This is a genomic window from Bradyrhizobium sp. KBS0727, from assembly GCF_005937885.2.
GTDB lineage: Bacteria > Pseudomonadota > Alphaproteobacteria > Rhizobiales > Xanthobacteraceae > Bradyrhizobium.
In genome coordinates this window covers 7187154-7206391 of record NZ_CP042176.1, presented here as the reverse complement: position 1 = coordinate 7206391, position 19238 = coordinate 7187154, and the positions used below count along the sequence as shown (strand labels likewise).

The 19238-nt window shown below is 63.4% G+C and carries 20 protein-coding genes; 9 read left to right on the top strand and 11 right to left on the bottom strand.

Features of this window, described 5'->3' with window-relative positions:
* Nucleotides 1-2 precede the first annotated feature (2 nt).
* The 3 genes from FFI89_RS33710 to FFI89_RS33700 all read right to left on the bottom strand — a co-directional run bounded on the left by FFI89_RS33710 (nt 3) and on the right by FFI89_RS33700 (nt 2641).
* A complete protein-coding gene (locus tag FFI89_RS33710) occupies nt 3-884 on the bottom strand; it encodes an NAD(P)-dependent oxidoreductase (protein ID WP_138831751.1) in 882 nt (293 codons plus the stop codon).
* A 150-nt stretch (nt 885-1034) separates the two neighbouring features.
* A complete protein-coding gene (locus FFI89_RS33705) occupies nt 1035-2006 on the bottom strand; it encodes an ABC transporter substrate-binding protein (protein WP_138831750.1) in 972 nt (323 codons plus the stop codon).
* A gap of 257 nt (nt 2007-2263) precedes the next feature.
* On the bottom strand, nt 2264-2641 hold the full coding sequence (locus FFI89_RS33700; protein WP_138831749.1) for a response regulator: 378 nt from the start codon (nt 2639-2641) through the stop codon (nt 2264-2266).
* A gap of 471 nt (nt 2642-3112) precedes the next feature.
* Between FFI89_RS33700 and FFI89_RS33695 the strand changes: the two genes are divergently transcribed.
* On the top strand, nt 3113-3817 hold the full coding sequence (locus tag FFI89_RS33695) for a Crp/Fnr family transcriptional regulator (RefSeq protein ID WP_138831748.1): 705 nt from the start codon (nt 3113-3115) through the stop codon (nt 3815-3817).
* Between the two features lie 10 nt (nt 3818-3827).
* Here FFI89_RS33695 and FFI89_RS33690 read toward each other — a convergent pair whose 3' ends face one another.
* Both FFI89_RS33690 and FFI89_RS33685 read right to left on the bottom strand, forming a co-directional pair.
* Entirely contained in the window at nt 3828-4055 is a 228-nt protein-coding gene (locus FFI89_RS33690; RefSeq protein ID WP_138831747.1) for a response regulator, read from the bottom strand.
* A 1108-nt stretch (nt 4056-5163) separates the two neighbouring features.
* On the bottom strand, nt 5164-6039 hold the full coding sequence (locus FFI89_RS33685; protein WP_138831746.1) for a sulfurtransferase: 876 nt from the start codon (nt 6037-6039) through the stop codon (nt 5164-5166).
* A 287-nt stretch (nt 6040-6326) separates the two neighbouring features.
* Between FFI89_RS33685 and ispG the strand changes: the two genes are divergently transcribed.
* The 3 genes from ispG (at nt 6327) to FFI89_RS33670 (ending at nt 9996) form a co-directional block, all read left to right on the top strand.
* A complete protein-coding gene (gene ispG, locus FFI89_RS33680; protein ID WP_138831745.1) occupies nt 6327-7610 on the top strand; it encodes a flavodoxin-dependent (E)-4-hydroxy-3-methylbut-2-enyl-diphosphate synthase in 1284 nt (427 codons plus the stop codon).
* A gap of 87 nt (nt 7611-7697) precedes the next feature.
* Entirely contained in the window at nt 7698-8579 is an 882-nt protein-coding gene (locus tag FFI89_RS33675; protein ID WP_138831744.1) for a TauD/TfdA family dioxygenase, read from the top strand.
* A gap of 76 nt (nt 8580-8655) precedes the next feature.
* Entirely contained in the window at nt 8656-9996 is a 1341-nt protein-coding gene (locus tag FFI89_RS33670; RefSeq protein ID WP_138831743.1) for a Rieske 2Fe-2S domain-containing protein, read from the top strand.
* Nucleotides 9997-10116: 120 nt separating this feature from the next.
* On the opposite strand, the gene FFI89_RS33660 is transcribed toward FFI89_RS33670, so the two are convergent.
* The 3 genes from FFI89_RS33660 to FFI89_RS33650 all read right to left on the bottom strand — a co-directional run bounded on the left by FFI89_RS33660 (nt 10117) and on the right by FFI89_RS33650 (nt 12597).
* A complete protein-coding gene (locus FFI89_RS33660) occupies nt 10117-11724 on the bottom strand; it encodes a Na+/H+ antiporter (RefSeq protein ID WP_138831741.1) in 1608 nt (535 codons plus the stop codon).
* A 109-nt stretch (nt 11725-11833) separates the two neighbouring features.
* Complete coding sequence (locus FFI89_RS33655; protein WP_138831740.1) at nt 11834-12202, bottom strand: hypothetical protein; 369 nt, start codon at nt 12200-12202, stop codon at nt 11834-11836.
* Between the two features lie 20 nt (nt 12203-12222).
* Nucleotides 12223-12597, bottom strand: a complete 375-nt coding sequence (locus FFI89_RS33650; protein ID WP_138831739.1) for a nuclear transport factor 2 family protein — start codon at nt 12595-12597, stop codon at nt 12223-12225.
* A gap of 100 nt (nt 12598-12697) precedes the next feature.
* Here FFI89_RS33650 and FFI89_RS33645 point away from each other — a divergent pair, with 100 nt between their 5' ends.
* Together FFI89_RS33645 and FFI89_RS33640 are read left to right on the top strand one after the other, a co-directional pair.
* Nucleotides 12698-13126: a GFA family protein gene (locus FFI89_RS33645; RefSeq protein ID WP_138831738.1), complete on the top strand. Its 429-nt coding sequence runs from the start codon at nt 12698-12700 to the stop codon at nt 13124-13126.
* Nucleotides 13127-13369: 243 nt separating this feature from the next.
* Entirely contained in the window at nt 13370-15223 is a 1854-nt protein-coding gene (locus FFI89_RS33640) for a caspase family protein (RefSeq protein WP_246669335.1), read from the top strand.
* A gap of 1 nt (nt 15224) precedes the next feature.
* On the opposite strand, the gene FFI89_RS33635 is transcribed toward FFI89_RS33640, so the two are convergent.
* Together FFI89_RS33635 and FFI89_RS33630 are read right to left on the bottom strand one after the other, a co-directional pair.
* On the bottom strand, nt 15225-15914 hold the full coding sequence (locus FFI89_RS33635) for a DUF1345 domain-containing protein (protein ID WP_138831737.1): 690 nt from the start codon (nt 15912-15914) through the stop codon (nt 15225-15227).
* Between the two features lies 1 nt (nt 15915).
* Complete coding sequence (locus tag FFI89_RS33630) at nt 15916-16836, bottom strand: polyprenyl synthetase family protein (RefSeq protein ID WP_138831736.1); 921 nt, start codon at nt 16834-16836, stop codon at nt 15916-15918.
* A gap of 226 nt (nt 16837-17062) precedes the next feature.
* On the opposite strand from FFI89_RS33630, the gene FFI89_RS33625 reads away from it, so the two are divergent.
* The 3 genes from FFI89_RS33625 (at nt 17063) to FFI89_RS33615 (ending at nt 18889) form a co-directional block, all read left to right on the top strand.
* Nucleotides 17063-17740, top strand: a complete 678-nt coding sequence (locus tag FFI89_RS33625) for a transglycosylase domain-containing protein (protein WP_246669334.1) — start codon at nt 17063-17065, stop codon at nt 17738-17740.
* Nucleotides 17741-17892: 152 nt separating this feature from the next.
* On the top strand, nt 17893-18078 hold the full coding sequence (gene rpmF, locus FFI89_RS33620) for a 50S ribosomal protein L32 (RefSeq protein WP_027540899.1): 186 nt from the start codon (nt 17893-17895) through the stop codon (nt 18076-18078).
* Nucleotides 18079-18253: 175 nt separating this feature from the next.
* Nucleotides 18254-18889 carry a hypothetical protein gene (locus tag FFI89_RS33615; RefSeq protein WP_138831734.1) on the top strand — a complete coding sequence of 212 codons (636 nt, stop codon included), beginning with the start codon at nt 18254-18256 and terminating at the stop codon, nt 18887-18889.
* Nucleotides 18890-18931: 42 nt separating this feature from the next.
* On the opposite strand, the gene FFI89_RS33610 is transcribed toward FFI89_RS33615, so the two are convergent.
* On the bottom strand, nt 18932-19219 hold the full coding sequence (locus FFI89_RS33610) for a hypothetical protein (RefSeq protein WP_138831733.1): 288 nt from the start codon (nt 19217-19219) through the stop codon (nt 18932-18934).
* Between the last annotated feature and the right edge of the window lie 19 nt (nt 19220-19238).

Here is a 19238-nt window from a genome sequence, read left to right as displayed (position 1 = left end):
CTTCAGTCGCCCGCTTCGTCGTTCGCCTTCAACACCTCGAACACGGCGGCGGTGTCCTGATGGCCCAATCCCATCGCCATCGCCTTTGTGTAAACCGGCTGCGTCAACGTAAACAGCGGCGTTTCGCAGCCGAGCTCGCCGGCGAATTCGGCGATGATGGCCATGTCCTTTTTCCAGGTCGAGATCCGCATCGTGGCCGGTTCATAGCTGCGGCTGGCCATCATCGGCGCCCGCATCTGGAACATCCGCGACCCGCCGGCGCCCGGCGCGACCATCTCGATCACCTGGTTCAGATCGAGCCCGGCCCGCTCGGCCAGCAGCATCGCTTCGGCCGAGGCCACGTTGTGGATCGCGACCAGATGGTTGGCGACGAATTTCATCCGGCTGCCGTTGCCGTAGTCGCCGAGATCGGCGCTCTGCTTGGCAAAGTCGGCAAACAGGCCGGCATATTGCGCGATCGCGGCCTTGTCGCCGCTTGCATAGACGACGAGGTCGCGGACCGCGGCCTGCGCGCCGGTTCCGCTGAGCGGACAGTCGAGCGCAATATGACCGGCGGGCTCGAGAATGGCCTTGAAGCGCAGCTTGTCGGCGATGGTGAGCGTGCTGGTCTCGACGACGATACGCGCGGGCAGGCCAGACGCGGCAATCTCGGTCGCGACGGCATTGGCGGCATCGGCGTTGGGCAGGCTGGTCAGGATCGTCGAGGCGTGGGACGCGACGGCGCGCGCGCCGTCGACGATGGTCACGCCGGCAAGCGCAAGCCCGTTCCGGCGCGACGGGTCGGTGTCGAATCCAATAACTCCCCAGCCGCGTTCGACCAGGTTGCGGGCGATCGCGCCGCCCATGATGCCCAGTCCAATGATGCCTGCCTTCCGATCTGCCACGTTATACCTCCCGGCCTGCTGCTCCGCGCTGGAAGCGTCGGAGTAAATTGTGCCTGTTTGACGGGTGACGCGCTGGTCCAGTGTTCCTGCGCAACCGCCTCAGGGCGCGTTGGCATGTCTCAAAGGTGCCAATGAGCAGACATGGGCCTGCTATTCGAACACCTGGTCGGCGCGCGCAAGCAGCATTGGGGACAAGGTGAGGCCGAGTGCGTTTGCGGTTTTGAGGTTCAGAACGAATTCGAATTTTGTAGGCCGTTCGATTGGGATGTCGCCGACTTTGCTGCCCCGCAATATCCGGTCCGCGATCTGAATGGCGCGTGGGAAATAATCTTCCTGATTCGGTCCGTAGCTCATCAAGAGCCCATCCTTCACCGCGGTACGAAGGAATGTCATGGTTGGAATACCGTGCGATTGGGCCGCCGCAGCGTATCTGGCCGACACGGTAGTCACGCCCGGAAATGTGAGTTGGATAATGCCGGTCCGCTTAGGTCCGGCAAGATGTGAAAACTTCGCTCCGAAGTCATCTGAAACTTCGGTTTCCAAGACAACGGCTTCGATGCCCAACGCTCGAGCAGCGCCAAGAGCAATGTCGAGCTGACTGCGGCCGGTTCTGGGCTGCCATGCAAATGCAATGCGCTCGAGCCCCGGTACAACCTCCCGCATCAACTCAATCCATTTGGTGGCTAAAGAGGGGAGGTCCAAGAAAAGACCGGTCACGTCGCCGCCAGGCTGGGCATAGCTGGTAACGAGGCCCGTCTGAACCGGGTCGGTCTCCATATCGATGGCGACGATCGGCGTGGTCTTGGTGGTTTCTGCCGCCACTCGCACGGCGTCCGCCCCGACCACTACCAGGACGCCGACGCCCTTGCCGATCAGATCGCGGAGCAACGCCGGGAGACGTTCCAGGTCCTGCTCGCCGGAGCGGGCGAGTAAGGTTTCGCCCTCCACGTAGCCCAGACGCTGCCATTCCTTGCTCAAGATGGAGAAGGTGATATGGCTCGGACTTATCGTAATCGGGTGCAGGTATCCGATTTTGCCGGTCGTGGCCTGCGCTAGAAGCTGCTCGGGCCAAACGGTTAGCGCCGCACCGATTGTCGCGACAAAGACCCTGCGGTCGATCATTCGATCCCCTCCGGGGCGCCGAGAAGCGGGGTGAAATCGCGTCGTCTCATTGCCAATCCCGTCTGTTTGCACCCGACCCGAACGTAGGCAGTTTTCGACGCGGGACCAAGCGGTCGAATGTCTGTTTCGGGTGTGCGCCGTGCAAGGCGGCGCGTTCCAGTGGGTGCAAGTCCCACCCGGCAACCGCTCCAGCCGGAAGCAATCGGAGCAGTCATGGAGGTAACGAAGCCTTCGATTAGCAAGGCCGCCGCCCGCGGCTATGGCTCCATCAGTTCCTTTAGCGCGCCGGTCAGGTTGGCAACGGCGTATGGCTTGTGCAGGAAACGCGCACCCGCCGGAAGATCATCTTCCCGCAGTCTGAGCTGACCGGACGTGGCGATGAGCCTGATGGACGGCCAACGGGTGCGGATCAGGTGGGCGAGCTGAATTCCGTTGATTGAACCAGGCAGTTCAACATCGGTGAAAACCGTCTGGATATCGCTCCGCTTTTCGAGCACCGAAATGGCCTCGATTCCGGCTCCGGCTTCGACGACGTCAAAGCCGGCCTCCTCGATGATCGCGATCGCGGTCCATCGGAGTAAAACGTCGTCCTCGACGATAAGCACGACAGGTCGGCTGCATGCGGGATGCCGCATTGTTCCCGATCTCGCTGAGATGCCAAAAGTTGCGCTTAAAGACCTGCGTCATCGCACAGGTGCGCCTCACCCAATTCCTATGTCGGATAACGAACAAAGGCGGTGCTTATCTCCAAATATGCGATCCGGCGCTTTGTTCCGTAGATCGACAAAAAACCCGTCAGTTTCCCGAACAATTCGTGCGGAGAGGGTGTGTTACACGCCAAGACAGGCCAAGGAATCTGACGATATGTCGTAAATCGTACATATCGAACGGTTGGGCCCAATAAAACAGACAGCGCCGTCGAAAAGGCCTACACTTTCTGTATCCGATCAGGTTGGCCGAACGTTGGCCTAAAGACGGATACCGGACCGACAAGGGTTTGTGCCGATCCTAGTATCAGGCATTCCCGCGGAGCGCGCTCGGAGCGCACATCCATCCAGCTGCGGTTATGACGCTCGTTCCGATCGGGCGGGAAAGCCGCCGCGCCATTGCACGCACCTTCAACCAATCCGCTGGACAACAAGCTGCTTGCCTCGTTACCGCGCAAGGATTTCGACGCGCTGAGGCCGCATCTGACAGCGATTTCGTTGGCGCAGGGGGATGTTGCTTTTGAAACCGGCGCCGAAGTCGATTTCGTTTACTTCCCCCATAGCGGCATGTTTTCGCTGCTTTGGGTGATGCGGGACGGCAAGGCCATCGAAACAGCAACGGTCGGGCGTGAAGGGGTGATCGGTGCCATGGCCGGACTGGGCTTATACAAATCCCTGGTTCGCGTGATGGTTCAGCTGCCGCTTCACGGCAGTAAGATAGCCTCGGCACCGTTCAGGAAAGCTGTTGCGACCAGCGATGCGATTCGCAACGTCTGTGTGCGCTACAACGAGGTCATGCTGACGCAAGCCCGCATCACGGCCGCCTGCAATGCGCTGCATCAGATTGAAGAACGTTTCTGCCGCTGGTTGCTGCAATCGGCCGACCGCGCCGAAAGCGACACGGTCGCATTGACCCAGGAACTGCTGGCCGAGATGCTCGGCGTCCGCAGGACCTCCGTCACCGACGTTGCGGGCAGGATGCAGGACAAGGGTATCATCACCTACGCCCGTGGCGTCATCCGGATTTTGGATCGTGAAGCCCTCGAGCGCCTTTCCTGCGAGTGCTACGAAAGCCTTGTCGAGCAGGAAGCGACACTGATCTAGAGCGCAAAATTTAGTCTGGCCGCTTCAGGCCGGCGTTGGTCCAGGCTATCGCGGTCGGTGAGACCAGGGGATCGGCGATCAGCAGCTTGGTCTCGACATACCCACACCTCGTGCACTCGAACGTTCGATCCTCAAATCCCTTGGCCGCGGCCGTGACTGCGGCGCTGATCATCCGCATCTGGCACCTGGGACAGCGGGGGCGCTGGGTCGGCAACAGCTCGGGATACAATCTAGACATGGTCGCTCCCCATTTCAGGGGCTGCAGCCGCGGCCTGCGGCTCCGTCTCGGACAGTCCCCGTCTCTCGAGCCAGAGAAGACCCATGGCCAGTTGCCTTAGGTCGTTTCTGGCGTGGCCAACCGGCAGCCTCCGTGCTCTCCTTAGCGCATCTGCGGCATGCCTCCTGAGAGGCGAAGGTGCGATTACTTCCGGTTTCCTGGTCGACATGGCGTCTACTCGGACGGGGCTAACCATGCGTTCATGGAAGATGCAGCTTCAAGCTGCCTGATTTTTTCAAATAGATGATTTTTCTGGGGGCCATCTGGAAGATCAGCAGCCTCTGCTTTCAAACGGGCTGCGTAGGCCGAAATCTGGTCTTCAAGGGTATGCGGTGCGGATCGCTGTCGCTTCATCACAGTAACTCACGGTGAACAGCCGTGGATCGTGGGGGATCAATTCTAGGACTCCGGCACTTCAACGTCTGTCCGGTAACCGACTTTCGAAAGCAATTACGTGGGCCCTGTATGTGAGTCTGGGATGCCAGCACCGCGCGCCTGCGACAAATTAACCCGACGGGCAAAATATCGCTTAACCCGTCGGGCAAATCAGTGGTTCAACTCCCGCCATCCTGTCCCACCAAAGGGGCGTTGGCCATCGTCGCGAACGAGGGGCAGGGAGCGGTGGACGCTGATGCTGCGACTGACGAGCGCGGCACTTGCGTACGGTGAAATCGTTTGGGTCCGACGCCCCGGTGCTGGCGTCAAGTTGGCGGAAGCGAAAGCCGACGTCGATGATGGTGGCAAGAAAGCCGGTCACCAGGACGAAATCGTATAAGCCGTAAAGCCATTGCGCAGGGAAGGCCGGGTGTTCTCCGCTGAACCTGTATGCTCGTGTGCATATCTTTTGATGCAAATCGCACGCGAGACCGCGGGTGCAGCGCGCACCCGGTCTTCCCTGCGCCCTCTGATTTCCGAGGGCAAACGAAACGCAAAACTCCGGGCGCATCGCGCCGCGAGAATGTGAAGTCGTATTTGTAACGAGCTTCGTAGCCCGGATGAGCGCAGCGACATCCGGGACCACTCTGACACCTCCCCGGATATCGCTACGCTCATCCGGGCTACAGGAATACTAACCCGTCTCGATCGGCAGCGACGCGTCCTTTGCCCATTCGCCCATCGAGCCGTCATAGAGCGTGAGATTTTGGTAACCGAGCCGATGCAGCAGGAACAGATCGATCGTCGCCGAGATGCCGCCGCCGCAATAGGCGACCACGCGCTTGTCCTTGGTGATGCCTTGCGCGGCGAATTTCGCTTCCGCGTCAGCCAGCGGCACGAACGTCTTGGTCTGCGGATCGAGCAGCGTCGCAGCCGAGACGTTGCAACTGCCGGGCACGCGGCCGGGGCGGCCATAGCGGCTCGGCTCCAGCCCCTTGTGGAATTGCGGGCCCAGCGCGTTGACGACGACGGTGTTGCGCGCGGTGGTGGCCGCCAACGTCTGCTGCTTGTCGACGAAAAATCCCGGTTTCGGTTTCGCCGCAAACGTCGCGGGCGGGTAGCCCTTCGCAGGACCGGCCTCGAGCGCGCGGCCCTCGAGCTTCCACTTGTCGAGGCCGCCGTCGAGCACCGCGAGGTTTTCAAATCCGAGCGACGTCAGCATCCACCAGAACCGCGTCGCCCACATCGGGGTGCCGATGCTGTACAGCACCACCTCGCTGTCGGCGGAAATGCCGTGACGGCCGAACGCCGCGCCGAGCTGCGCCACGCCGGGCATCATGAAGCGAAGCTCGGTGTTTTGGTCGGAGAACTCGCCTTGCAGGTCGAGGAAATCCGCGCCCGGAATATGCCCGGCCTCGAAGGTGTGCTGCCCGGGCACGGCCAGATATGGCAGGCTGCTGCCTTCAGGCGCTGGTTCCAGATAGGTCGTGCAGTCGAACAGCCGCAGGTTCGGCCGGTCGAGAATTTCAGCGAGTTCCGCCGTGCTGATCAGCCCGTTACGCCCCGACATAGCTGCCTCCCATTACATTTTGACATTTTGACCGATGCTACGGCGTGGCGCCCATGCTGAAAAGGCGGCCGCCGGTTGCAAGCCGCCCTTCCAATCCGGCGATTCCTGTCCAATATAGTTCTCAAGGGAGGGCGCCGCCGGTGGTGGCGCCTTCGACCGTAATGGCCGGGTTAAGTCATTGAATAAACAGAGTAAAATTTCAATCCGGGCGAAGGTGGGCGGTGTCGTTCCTGTTCCCTTGCCCGTTCCCTTGGTGAATGTCACCAAAACCTGATATTCGAGGCCCCATGAACAAGCCCGAACTCCCGCAAGACGACGTCGCCGGCCCGCGCGCCCGGCATCAAACCACCCAGGTCATGGTCGGCAATGTCGCCGTCGGCGGCGGCGCGCCGATCGTCGTGCAGTCGATGACCAACACCGACACCGCCGATATCGACGGCACCATCGCGCAGGTCGCAGCGTTGTCGCGCGCCGGCTCGGAAATGGTCCGCATCACGGTCGACCGCGAGGAGGCGGCGGCCGCCGTTCCGCACATCCGCGACGGCCTGCGCAAGCGCGGCATCACCACGCCCTTGATCGGCGACTTCCATTACATCGGCCACAAGCTGCTCGCCGACTATCCGGCCTGCGCCGAGGCGCTCGACAAATACCGCATCAATCCCGGCAATGTCGGTTTCAAGAACAAGCGCGACACCCAGTTCGCCGACATCATCGAGATCGCCAACAAGAACGACAAACCGGTCCGCATCGGCGCCAACTGGGGCTCGCTCGATCAGGAATTGCTGACCAAGCTGATGGACGAAAACGCGCTGCTGCCGCAGCCGAAGGATGTCCGCGCAGTGACGCGTGAAGCGATGGTGCAGTCGGCGCTGCTGTCGGCCGCCCGCGCGCAAGAGCTCGGCATGCCCAAGAACAGGATGATCCTGTCGGCGAAGGTCTCCGCCGTGCAGGACCTGATCGCGGTCTACCAGACGCTGGCGTCGCGGTCGGACTACGCCATCCATCTCGGCCTCACCGAGGCCGGCATGGGATCGAAGGGCATCGTCGCTTCGTCGGCGGCGCTCGGCATCCTCTTGCAGGACGGCATCGGCGATACCGTCCGCATTTCGCTGACGCCGGAGCCCGGCGGCGATCGCACGCTGGAAGTTCAGGTAGCGCAGGAATTGCTGCAGACCATGGGCTTCCGCACCTTCGTGCCGCTGGTCGCGGCATGCCCCGGCTGCGGCCGCACCACCTCGACCACGTTCCAGGAACTGGCGCGCTCGATCCAGGATTTCATCCGGGAAGAGATGCCGGGCTGGAAGACGCAATATCCCGGCGTCGAGGCACTCAACGTCGCGGTCATGGGCTGCATCGTCAACGGCCCGGGCGAGTCCAAGCACGCCAATATCGGCATCTCCCTGCCCGGCACCGGCGAAGCGCCGGCAGCGCCGGTGTTCGTCGACGGCAAGAAGTTCCGCACCCTGCGCGGCCCCTCGATCGCCACCGATTTCAAGGCGCTGGTGATCGACTATATCGACCAGCGCTACGGCGCCGGCAGCAAGACCCCCGAGACCACGGCGGCGGAGTAAACTCTCTCCGTCGGCCCCGCGGATGGATTGCGCTTGGCTCCATCCGGGTTACGATGGCTGAAAATAACAGCCATCGGAGGCCGCGCCATGAGTTCGCTGTCCAGCAAGCAGGGACCCCGCTATCGGCACGTTGCCGGCGAGAGCGAACCCTATGAGACCATCGGCGTCGAGAAGCTGACGCCGATCATCGGCGCGGAAATCTCCGGCGTCGATCTCGCCGGCACGCTGTCGAACCGCACCATGGACGAGATCCATCGCGCGCTCGCCGAAAACCTCGTGATATTTTTCCGCGACCAGCACATCACTCCGCAACAGCACCTCGCCTTCGGCCGCCAGTTCGGCGACCTGCATATTCACCCGGCAGCACCCCATGAAGGCGACGATCCGGCCTTGATGAAGATCTATGCCGACAAGGATTCCCCGCGCGCCAATGGCGAGGGCTGGCACACCGACGTGTCCTGTGACGAGGAGCCGCCGATGGGCTCGATCCTCTATATCAAGCAGTGCCCGCCGCGCGGCGGCGACACGCTGTTCGCCAACATGTACGCGGCCTATGAATCACTGTCGGACCGGATGAAGGCCTATCTCGACGGGCTCACCGCGCTGCATGACGGCGAGCAGACCTATCGTGGGCTGTACGCCAACTACGGTGTCGCCGACCGGCCGCAATATCCGCGCGCTGAACATCCTGTCGTGCGCACCCATCCGGTGACCGGCAAGAAGGCGCTCTATGTCAACCGCGGCTTCACCCGCTTCCTGATTGGCGTCCCCCGCGACGAGAGCGACGCCATGCTGGCCTATCTCTACCAGCACGCCGAGAACCCGCTGTTCCAGTGCCGCTTCCGCTGGACCGAGAACGCGATCGCGTTCTGGGACAACCGCTGCGCCCAGCACCGCGCGATGTGGGACTACTGGCCGCACACCCGATCAGGCACGCGGGTGACGGTGAAGGGCGAGCGGCCGGTGTAAGCCTTGATGCGTTGACGCTGCGCCACGCCGGCGCCAAGCTTGGCCAAAACCAAAACAAAACATCGGAGGAAGCCCCATGCTCCGCGCAGAAGACAACAAATTCCTGACCGAGAGCGGCGCCGGGACCGGAATGGGCGAATTGCTACGGCGCTTCTGGCTGCCGGTGCTGCTGTCGGCGGAATTGCCGGAGGCCGACGGGACGCCCAAGAAGATCGTGGTCATGGGCGAGGAACTGCTCGCCTTCCGCGACACCAGGGGCGTCGTCGGCGTCATCGACCAGTATTGCCCGCACCGCGGCGCCAATCTCTGGCTCGGCCGCAACGAGGAATGCGGCATCCGCTGCGTCTATCACGGCTGGAAATTCGATACCGACGGCCGCTGCGTCGATATGCCGACCTCGTATCCCGATCTCAACGCCAAGGACCTGATCCGCATCAAGTCCTATCCGGTGCGGGAATGGGGCGAAATGATCTGGGCCTATATGGGTCCGGCCGAGCAGGTCCCGGAATTGCCCGCGCTGGAGATGGCGCTGGTGCCGGCCTCGCACCGCTACGTCACCAAGAAATGGCAGGACTGCAACTGGGTGCAGGCACTGGAAGGCGCGATCGACACCGCGCATTTCACCTTCGCGCATCTCTCCTTCGAAAAGGAAGAGAACGAAATCCTCGACATCAAGAAGCATTTCGTCAATCCGCTGACGCGGGTCGCCACCGACCACATGCGCTGGATCGCGGAAGACCCGCGCCCGGTGATCAAGATCCATCCGCACGAGGCCGGCCTGACGGTCGCCGGCGGCCGGCTGACCGGCACCGACAACATCTACTGGCGCATCGCCCAGTTCCTGATGCCGGTGCATGCTTATGCGCCGAGCTCGATGCCCGGCGAGAATATTTTCGGCCAGAGCTTCGTGCCGGTCACCGACACCAGTTGCTGGATCTACACCTATGCCTGGAATCCCGAGCGCCCGCTGACGCAAGCCGAGCGCGACGGTTACGCCGGCGGCAACGGCGTGATGTCGGTGGTCGACGAGAACTACGTTCCGCTGCGCAACAGGGCGAACGATTACCTGATCGACCGCAAACTGCAGAAGACCAGCAGCTACACCGGCATCAAGGGCGTGTCCGAACAGGACGCCGCCGTGCAGGACAGCCAGGGCCCGATCGCCGACCGCACCCGCGAGCATCTCGGGCCGACCGATCTGGGGATCTTGCACTTCCGCAAACTGGTGATGGAGGCCGCCCGCGCGCTGCAGAAGGGCGAAGCGCCGTCACATCTCGCGCATCAGGACCGCTACACGGTACGCTCCGGCGCCTGCGTTACCAGCAAGGCCAAGGACCTGGCCGCGGTCATGGTCGAACGCTTCGGTGATCCCGCCGGCTATGTCGGCGCGCCAGGGAGGAATGCGGCGGCGGAGTAGGGGCGCCGCTGTCATTCCGGGATGGTCCGAAGGACCAGACCTCAGATGCGCAATTGCGCATCGGGGAATCTCGAGATTCCGGGTTCGCGCTTCGCGCGCCCCGGAATGACGTCGAGTGGGTCACAACGGAATCCTTCGATACTCCCGGTTCGCCAAACTCGCTTCCTCCAGATCGAGGTCGCGCTCGATCCGGCGCCGGGTTTCGTCGGTGATCTTGCCGTCGCGCAGCAAAGTGTGGATGAATTTTCGCTCCGACGCGATCAGCTCCCGTGTCAGCGCGGTGCCGGCCGCCGAGACGTCGTGTTTGTCGGGATCGAGCGTATCCGGCAATTGGTTGGCGCGGATCTCGTGCCGCGCGCGCAACAACTTGACGACTTCGTCCGACAATTCGCGGTCGTCGGTGATGGCATCTAGCGATTTGAGCGCCGCATCGAGCGCCTCGCGCCGCGCCGCGATCTCGGATTCATGTTCGGCGACGTGTTCGTTGCGGCCGGCATCCGCCACGCCGAGCCATCGCACCAGCGGCGGCAGGCCGATCCCGGTTCCGACCAGCGTGATCAGGATGACGCCGAATGTGACGAACAGGATCAGGTCGCGATAGGGGAAGGCATCGCCGTTCGACAGCGTATAGGGCAGCGCCAGCGCGGCCGCCAGCGACACCGCGCCCCGCACGCCGGTGAACGCGATCACGAACACCGTACGCCAGGATGGGTAGGGATCGCGCTCACGCAGCCGCTTGCTCAACACGCGCGGCAAATAGGTCGCGGGATACACCCAGGCAAAGCGCGCGATCACGACGATGACCACGACCAGCCCGATCGCAGACAGGATGTCGTGGAGCGGAAACGCCTTCGACTTCTCCAGCAACGAGCGCATCTGAAAGCCCGTCAGCAGGAACAGCAGGCCCTCGATCATGTAGATCATCAGGTCCCAGAAGAAGATGCCCTGCAACCGCGTCGCGGCCGAAATCAATAGCGGTCCGTTCCAACTGATGTAGAGGCCGCAGGCGACGGTTGCGATCACGCCGGAGCCGCCGAAATGTTCGGGGATCCAGTAGGCGACATAGGGCGTGATCAGCGACAGCGTGATCTCGACCTGAGGGTCGCGCGCGCGCTGCCGGGCGCGCAGCGAGAGCCAGCCCACCGCCGCGCCGAACAGGATTTCGCCGACCACGATCGCCGCAAACGTGCCGGTCGCCTGCGGCAGCGAGAACAGCCCGGTCGAAATCGCCACTACCGCGAAGCGATAGAGGATCAGCGCAGTAGCGTCGTTGGCGAGCCCTTCGCCCTCGAGCACGGTGAGGATCCGTCGCGGCAGCCCGAGCTTGCGGGCGATCGCGAGCGGCGCCACCACGTCGGGCGGGGCGACGATGGCGCCCAGAAGGAAGCCGACTCCCCAGGGTAGCCCGATCAGGTAGTGCGTCGCGGCGGCGACCGCGAAGGCGGTGAAGATCACGCAGCCGACCGACAGCAGGATGATGACACGCAGGTTGAACCTGAATTCGCGCCAGCTCATGGCGACGCTGGCCGAATAGATCAGCGGCGGCAGCACCACCAGCAGCACCAGTTCGGGCGGCAATTCCAGCGACGGCATTCCCGGCACGAAGGCGAGCACGATGCCGACCAGCAGCAGCAGGATGGCCGGCGCCGCGTTGAAACGTCGGGCCAGCAACGCGGTGCCTGCCAGCACGGCGAGCAGGATCAAGAAGATCTGAAACTTGGCTTCCATGGCGGTCCCCAATCGCAGGGAAACACCTGCAAGGTCAATGCCCCCGGGGTGCGGTTACCGCCCCGCATCGGCGGGAACCCCCGCGGATGTCGGCGCGGAGAATCGTGCGTCACCGTGCGAGGCTCGCCTGTTGACGCGGTTGCTCGGCTTGCGCCGTGGTGCCCGGCGGCTGCGCGCCTAGGGAAAACCCGAGCACAATATCCTCGGGCGTCTGCTTGAATTCCTTCCTGACGGCGGCGCGCACCACGTCGGCGAGTTCGCGGAGAGGCTTGGCGTCGTAAAGTTTCGGGAAGGTGACGGTCACGGAAACGAGCCGGCCATTGTGCCAGTTGAAGCCTACGCCCGGCTTCAGGCCGGTCGTCTGCTCAAGGTCGTTCGCGACGGCCTTGGCGAACTTGAAGCCGTCCACCAGCGTGCTGATCATACCGCAGGCGGCGAGACCGGATGCGAGAACAAGGATGGCGATGATCTTGCGCATGGTTACGCTCCGTGCGGCCGTCATTCCTTCAAATCGTAGCGATAGGATTTCGAGACGATCTTCCAGCCGTCGGTCAGTTTCATCGCCACCAGATAGTCGGTGAAATAGCGCGGCGGCAGCTGGCAACGCACCTTGACGAAGGCGGTCTGGTCGTCCGAGCGGTCGATCGTGACGATAAAATCCTCGCGCGGCTTGCCTTCCGCCTTCGCCGACGGCCGCTTGCGCACGCGATCGAGCCAGTCCGGCACGGTCAGGACCTGCAACGCGCCCTTTTCAACCCAGCGCAAATCGGCAGTGGGGTCGAAAATCGCGCCGAGCTTGTCGGCATCGCCCTCATAGAGGCCATCGAAGTAATTCTTGACCACGGCTTCGACGGTCGATCGGTCATGGCTCACGGCGTATCCTCCCGGGATTTAAGGCTCGTTCGGACTGAATTAAGCCACGAACCGGACCAATGCGCTATGGTGAGTTCATCATCGCCGTGAGGAATAATTCGTGACGGGTTCAGCAAATCAAAATGCTCGCATCCTCGTTGGAGAATGCTTCTGCCGCACGGTGGGCTATGCCGTCGTCGACGCATTCGAATATGCCGTCAACTGCCACTGTTCGAATTGCCGGCGAACCACCGGTTCGGCGTTCAAGCCGTTCGCGGGCATCGCGCGCGACAAGCTTCGCATCACCAGGGGCGATGACACGCTCATGATCTATGGCGATGAGGCCGGCCACGACGCGCACTGCCGTCGATGCGGCTCGCTGCTCTATTCGCTGGTCCGCGACGGCGCCTACGTCCACGTTGCGATGGGCACGCTGGTCGACGATCCCTCGATCCGCCCGACGGCCCACATCTTCGTGGGTTCCAAGGCGCCCTGGTTTTCGATCAGCGATGATTTGCCGCAGTATGAGGGACACGTCGTGCCGCGCTGAGCGGCCACCCGTTTTGGGAATACTCGGTTGCCATGAGGGTCTATAGCGGGTCGGGGAACCCGACGAAAAAGCGATGGCGGGCGAACCGTCGGCAGCTTTGCCGGACTAATAACAGAGCAGTCGCACGACCAGTTCGCTTCAAAGACCGCTACCGAAGCGGATCGTGACCTAACTCACAAAAGCCGGCTTTGGCTTCTGGTAGGCAGGCCGCTGTGTTAGAAAGTACCAGGTTCAGGACGCGTCATGATGGAATCCGGATCTCCAAAACTGTATCGATGGATTCTGACGGCCGCAGCACTCCTGCTGGCAAGCCAACCGGCCCTTGCCGAGAAGCGGGTGGCGCTGGTGATTGGCAATTCCGCCTACCAGAACGTCGCCCCGCTGCCCAATCCGGCGAACGACGGCGCCAAAATGGCCGCCACCTTGAAGGATGCCGGCTTCGATGTTGTCGACTCTCGCCGCGACCTTCCGGCGGCCGAGACCCGGCGCGCGCTGCGCGATTTTGCCGACCGCGCGCGGGATGCGGATATCGCGGTGGTCTATTACGCGGGTCACGGCATCGAGGTGGACGGCTCCAATTATCTCATTCCGGTGGATGCCAAGCTGGAGCGCGATACCGATATCTATGACGAGGCATTTTCGCTCGACCGCATCCTGATCGCGATCGAGCCGGCGAAGAAGTTGCGGCTCGTCATACTCGACGCCTGCCGCGACAATCCGTTTTCCAAGAAGATGAAGCGCACCGTCGCCACCCGCGCGGTCGGACAGGGCCTCGCCAAGGTCGAGCCGACCAGTCCGAATGTGCTGATCGCCTATTCGGCCAAGGCCGGCTCTACCGCTGCGGACGGCGACGGTACCAACAGCCCGTTTACGATAGCGCTGGCCCATCACCTGACGACGCCCGGCCTCGACGTGCGCCGGGCTTTCGGCTTTGTCCGCGACGAGGTGCTCAAGACCACCGGCAACCGGCAGGAGCCGTTCGTCTATGGTTCGCTCGGCGGTGAGGACGTGCCGCTGGTTCCGGCGCCCGCCCGTGCGGCTCCCGCCGCGGCGGCTGCGTCCGCGACACCCGCCCTCAGTGCGCAGGCCGAGGCCCGCCGCGACTACGAACTGGCGCTGCAGATCGGCAACAAGAGCGCGCTCAACGCGTTCCTGGCGCAATATCCCGACGGCTTCTACGCCAGTCTCGCCAAGCTTCAGCTCGAGAAGATCGCGGCCGAAGAGGCCCGGGTCGCCGCGACCGAGAAGGCGCGACTGACCGAACAGGAGCGGGCGCGGCTCGCCGCCGAAGGCGCCCAGAAGGCGCAGCAGGCGAAAGCCGAGGCTGACGCCAAGGCCGCCGAGCAGGCGCGCATTGCGGCTGAAAAAGCCAAGCAGGTGGCGCAGGATCAGGCCGCCGCCGCCGAGCAGAAGCGCGCGACGGCTGAAAAGGCCGCTGCCGACAAGGTCGCTGCAGATAAAGCCGTTGCGGATAAGGTCGTCGCAGACAAGGCCGCCGTGGACACCGCATCCGCCGCTGCGCCCGCCGACAAGGATAAAGGCGTGAACCTCGCTGCTCTCAGCGTCGGAACGCCGCAGACCGACGTCACCAAATCGGTGCAGACCGAGCTGCGCCGCGTCGGCTGCCTGACGGGTGCCGCCGACGGCGACTGGAATTCGGCTTCGCAGCGTTCGCTGAGTCAGTTCAACCGCTACGCCGGGACCAAGCTCGACGTCAAAGTCGCGAGCGTCGATACGCTCGACGCGGTCAAGCTGAAGACGTCACGGGTCTGCCCGCTGGTCTGCGAGCACGGCTTCAAGGCCGATGGCGACCGCTGCAGCAAGATCAGCTGCGCCGAAGGTTCGTTCCTCAACGACGACAATGAATGCGAGAAGCGCCGGGAGAAGAAGCCTGTCGCCAGGCGCGACAGGCCCGAGATCAGCCGCGACGCACCGGAACCAAGGCGAGTTATTGTCAGGCGTTCTTCAGAGCCCGCTTCCCCGCGCGGTTCGTCATCTACTCCAGGGATCGGAGCTTCAGGCCAGCCGCTCACCGGCCTGGAACGTCAGCAGGGTTGCAACGGATACGGAGCCATCATGTCCGGACGGTGCCCGTAACCTAGATCGCGCTGGCGGCGATATTGACCATCAAGGCGACCAGCGCGGTGTTGAATACGAACGAGATGATGCCGTGCACGGTCGCGGTGCGGCGGATGATCCGGTCGGTGATGCCGACGTCGGATACCTGCGCGGTCATACCGATCACGAACGAGAAATAGACGAAGTCCCAATAATCGGCCTCCTCATGCTCGTCGCCGCGGGGAAACTGCAGCCCTCCGGGCGTCTTGCCGCGATAATATTCGTAGGCGTAGTGCAGCGAGAAGGCGGTATGCACCGTCGTCCATGACAGCGTGATCGTGATCGTCGCCAGAACCAGTCCGGGTACGCTGCGATTCGAGGCGCCGAGCTCGAACACGATGGCGGCAATGCTGGCAAAGGCGCCGAGCGCGGTCACCAGCAGGATCAGGAAGCGGCCATCGTCCTGTAGCACCGCGTTGCGGCGAATATGGGTGATGCCGCTGCGCCAGACCATAGTGAAGACGAGCGCCAGATAAAAACCGGCGAAGACGTCCCAACCGACCAACAGCCGCGTCACCTGCCGCAATGAGCCCGGCAGCAGGAAGAACGCGACGATTCCGACCGCGATCGAAATAAAGATGCGCGGTCGCGCATAGATCACGCGGAGCGGGGCCGGCATTTTCCTGAACCGGTCGACGAAATCGTCGAATTCCTGCTTCCGCGCGGGCATGTCAGGTCTTGCGTTCGGCGACGAAGCGCGCCGCGGCTCGCAGCACGTCGCCCTTGGCGCCGAAAATCGAAAGCGCCGAATCGGCGCGCGCCAACAGGTCGCGGACGCGCTGCTTGGCGCCGTCGATCCCGAGCTGGGTGACGAAGGTGGTCTTGCCGAGTGCGGCGTCCTGGCCGGTCTGTTTGCCGAGGGCTGCGGCATCGCCTTCGACGTCGAGCAGGTCGTCGGCGATCTGAAAGGCTTCGCCGAGCGCGCGGCCGTAGTCGTCGAGCGCCTGATATTCCTTCGGCGTGGACTGGCCGAGGATCGCGCCCGCGATACAGCCATAGCGCAACAACGCGCCGGTCTTCATCTGCTGCAGCCGCGCCACGTCGACCGGCTCGCGGTCGCCGAAGCGGCCTTCACCGGCGAGATCGAGCATCTGGCCGCCGACCATGCCGCCGATGCCGGAGGCGCGGGCCAGCGCGCGGGTCAGCAGCAGCCGCACGGTCGGCTCCTTATGGAGTTCGTCGCGGGTGATGATGTCGAACGCCAGCGTCAACAGCCCGTCGCCGGCGAGGATCGCGGTTGCGTCGTCGGTCTTCTTGTGCAGGGTCGGACGGCCGCGGCGCAAATCGCTGTTGTCCATCGCCGGCAGATCGTCATGGATCAGCGAATAGCAGTGGATGCATTCGAGCGCGGCGCCGGCCAGCAAGGCGGCCTCGCGCGGCACGCCGAACACGGCCGAGCTTTCGACCACCAGGAACGGGCGCAGCCGCTTGCCGCCGCCGAGGCTGGAATAGCGCATCGCGTCCATCAGCCGCTTCGGCCGCGCGATCTCGTCCGGCAACAGCGTGTCGGACAGCAGCTTCGCCAGCAGGGTTTCGGTATCCTCCGCGGTCTGGTCCAGTTGTTTGGCAAAGTCGAAAGTCACGGTCGTCATCTAGGATGGCTCCAACAATGGCTCTGGCAAGAATAGCTCTAGCTCGATTTGGCCGGACAATCGTTGATGGCACGCCCTACGTCAATTCCGGGGAGGCGACGGGAACGCCTTAAAAGTGCTGGAAAACGCTCGAATTATCATGGAGATGTCATTTGCGTGGCGGTCTATTGATCGGCGGGCCATGTTGATCGGCCCCGCCGGCGGGGCTGAACCGGAAATATCCAATTTGCGCATTTTCCGAATTCTGGGGCTGATCCTGCTGGCGGCGCTGTTGCTGCCGTATCTGGTGACGCCGTTCTATCGGACCGGGCATCCGATCTCGACGCTGATGGCCTGGCGCTGGCTCAAGGGCGCGCCGGTGTCGCGGCCATGGATCGGTCTCGGCGCGATCTCACCCTACCTGCCGCGTTCGGTGGTGGGCTCCGAGGACGCCAAGTTCTGCAGTCATCACGGGGTCGACTGGGACGCGCTGCGCGACGTCATGGACGACGCGGAGGACGGCGAGGTCACGCGCGGCGGCTCGACCATCACCCAGCAGGTTGCCAAGAACCTGTTCCTGTGGCCGGGCCGCAGCATGGTCCGCAAGGCGCTGGAGCTGCCGCTGGCGCTGTGGATCGACCTGGTGCTGCCCAAGCCGAGGATTTTGGAGATCTACCTCAACATCGCCGAACTCGGACCCTCCGGGCAGTTCGGGGCCGAAGCAGGCTCGGCTTACGCGTTCGGCCGTTCGGCCGCGACCCTGTCGGCCCGGGAGGCGGCCTTGCTGGCGGCAATCCTGCCCAACCCGATCCGGCGCAGCGCCCGCAATCCGGGTCCGGGGGTGCGCCGTCTGGCCGGGACCTATATGGCGCGGGCCAATGCGGCGGCGCTACAGCGCTGCTGGAGCGAAAATCGTGCATTTTGAGGCAATATTCGGCCGTTTTAACTGCAACCTGGCCTAGCTTTACGCCAGCCCATCCTCTATAAGCGCGGCCTTATCGGCATCACAGCCCGCGCCACGCGCTGGGCGGTCCGGCTCTGGACGATGCCCTCCGACAACACCCCTAGAGGACCGTTATGGCCGTTCCCAGAAGAAAAACATCGCCCTCGCGGCGTGGCATGCGCCGCTCGGCGGACGCCCTGAAGAAGCCGACCTATGCTGAGGACAAGGATTCGGGCGAACTGCGCCGTCCGCACCACCTCGACCTGAAGACCGGCATGTACAAGGGCCGGCAGGTTCTGAAGGCCAAGAAAGAATCCTGAGCGGGCACCGAGCCAGCAGGGCTCCGGCCTGAGGAATCCTGATCGGGCATTGGATAAGTCGCCGCCGATGGCGGCGTCTGCCTGAATTCGGCCAACGAGTGGGGTAACGGTTCCCGATGGCGAAGCGCGATGCTTCGCCCGGGGACGGGTCCGGTTTTCCTAGCAAGGCCTCGCCATGGTCGGTTTTCCGCTACTTCTGATTCCGCTCGCGATCTACAACATCATCGTCTTCCTGATGCCCGGCGTGTCCTTCACGGATCCGCTGGTGAAGCTGGCGTTGATGTCGGGCACCGAATGGCCGCTGACGCTGAGCGACGTGCTGCTCGCGCTCGGCATCCTGCTCTTGATGTGCGAAGTCATCAAAGGCGCCCGCCCCGGTGCGAAATATCTGACCGACCATTTGTTGTCGCTGATCGTATTCGGCGCGGCCGCGGCCGAATTCGTGCTGTGGCCTAAATTCGGCACCTCGACCTATTTCCTGCTGGTCGCGCTGTCGATGGTGGATTTCCTCTCCGGCCTCGCGCTGCGCACGCGGCGCAGAGTCGTTGTAGCGGCTGCGCCCGCGGTCTCAAGGAAGAACGCCGGAAAGGCCGCGGCGCCGGCAGCCGAACCCCAATTCGATCCCGCGCCCGCGCCTGCGCCGTCGTCGCCCGCGGCGGCCTCGGTCGCCGAAGCCGTGCTGGTCGATCATCCCGAGCCGACATCGGCGCAACCGGCCGCCGCGCCGCATGTGGCATCGCCGGAAATCCCGTCACCGGGACTGCAGCCGGGCAGCGGTTCGCATCCGTCGCCGGACACTCCGCAGCGCTGAGCGCTCTCGAAAAGACTTGGCAAAAGACTTGGCCGGCTTGATCTACACGACCTGCCGCGTCCGGAAGCCTATGCCATGGCGCGGGACCTGACGGGCGCCGTAGGCCGTCTGTGCTTCGGCCAGCGAGCCTCGCCGCAGGGTGCGGGTCTGCGGCGCCTGCGCCGCGGTCGCGATCAAATGGGTAACAAAGCCCGAGTCAGGCCGGCTGATGGGGCGTTTCGGCATCCAGTGCACGGATGGGGTCACCGGCACCAGCTCGACGCAGCCGGGTTCGTCGGGGCTCAATACCTCGCCGTCCAGCGTCTGTTCTGATCGATCGACATCCAGCATCGCACACCGTAACCGGTTA

Bases quoted from the DNA above. Each gene is read 5' to 3' on its own strand.
- FFI89_RS33705 (WP_138831750.1), bottom strand. From the start codon at position 2,006: ATGATCGACCGCAGGGTCTTTGTCGCGACAATCGGTGCGGCGCTAACC.
- FFI89_RS33700 (WP_138831749.1), bottom strand. From the start codon at position 2,641: ATGCGGCATCCCGCATGCAGCCGACCTGTCGTGCTTATCGTCGAGGAC.
- FFI89_RS33690 (WP_138831747.1), bottom strand. From the start codon at position 4,055: ATGTCTAGATTGTATCCCGAGCTGTTGCCGACCCAGCGCCCCCGCTGT.
- FFI89_RS33685 (WP_138831746.1), bottom strand. From the start codon at position 6,039: ATGTCGGGGCGTAACGGGCTGATCAGCACGGCGGAACTCGCTGAAATT.
- ispG (WP_138831745.1), top strand. From the start codon at position 6,327: ATGAACAAGCCCGAACTCCCGCAAGACGACGTCGCCGGCCCGCGCGCC.
- FFI89_RS33675 (WP_138831744.1), top strand. From the start codon at position 7,698: ATGAGTTCGCTGTCCAGCAAGCAGGGACCCCGCTATCGGCACGTTGCC.
- FFI89_RS33670 (WP_138831743.1), top strand. From the start codon at position 8,656: ATGCTCCGCGCAGAAGACAACAAATTCCTGACCGAGAGCGGCGCCGGG.
- FFI89_RS33660 (WP_138831741.1), bottom strand. From the start codon at position 11,724: ATGGAAGCCAAGTTTCAGATCTTCTTGATCCTGCTCGCCGTGCTGGCA.
- FFI89_RS33655 (WP_138831740.1), bottom strand. From the start codon at position 12,202: ATGCGCAAGATCATCGCCATCCTTGTTCTCGCATCCGGTCTCGCCGCC.
- FFI89_RS33640 (WP_246669335.1), top strand. From the start codon at position 13,370: ATGATGGAATCCGGATCTCCAAAACTGTATCGATGGATTCTGACGGCC.
- FFI89_RS33635 (WP_138831737.1), bottom strand. From the start codon at position 15,914: ATGCCCGCGCGGAAGCAGGAATTCGACGATTTCGTCGACCGGTTCAGG.
- FFI89_RS33630 (WP_138831736.1), bottom strand. From the start codon at position 16,836: ATGACGACCGTGACTTTCGACTTTGCCAAACAACTGGACCAGACCGCG.
- rpmF (WP_027540899.1), top strand. From the start codon at position 17,893: ATGGCCGTTCCCAGAAGAAAAACATCGCCCTCGCGGCGTGGCATGCGC.
- FFI89_RS33615 (WP_138831734.1), top strand. From the start codon at position 18,254: ATGGTCGGTTTTCCGCTACTTCTGATTCCGCTCGCGATCTACAACATC.
- FFI89_RS33610 (WP_138831733.1), bottom strand. From the start codon at position 19,219: ATGCTGGATGTCGATCGATCAGAACAGACGCTGGACGGCGAGGTATTG.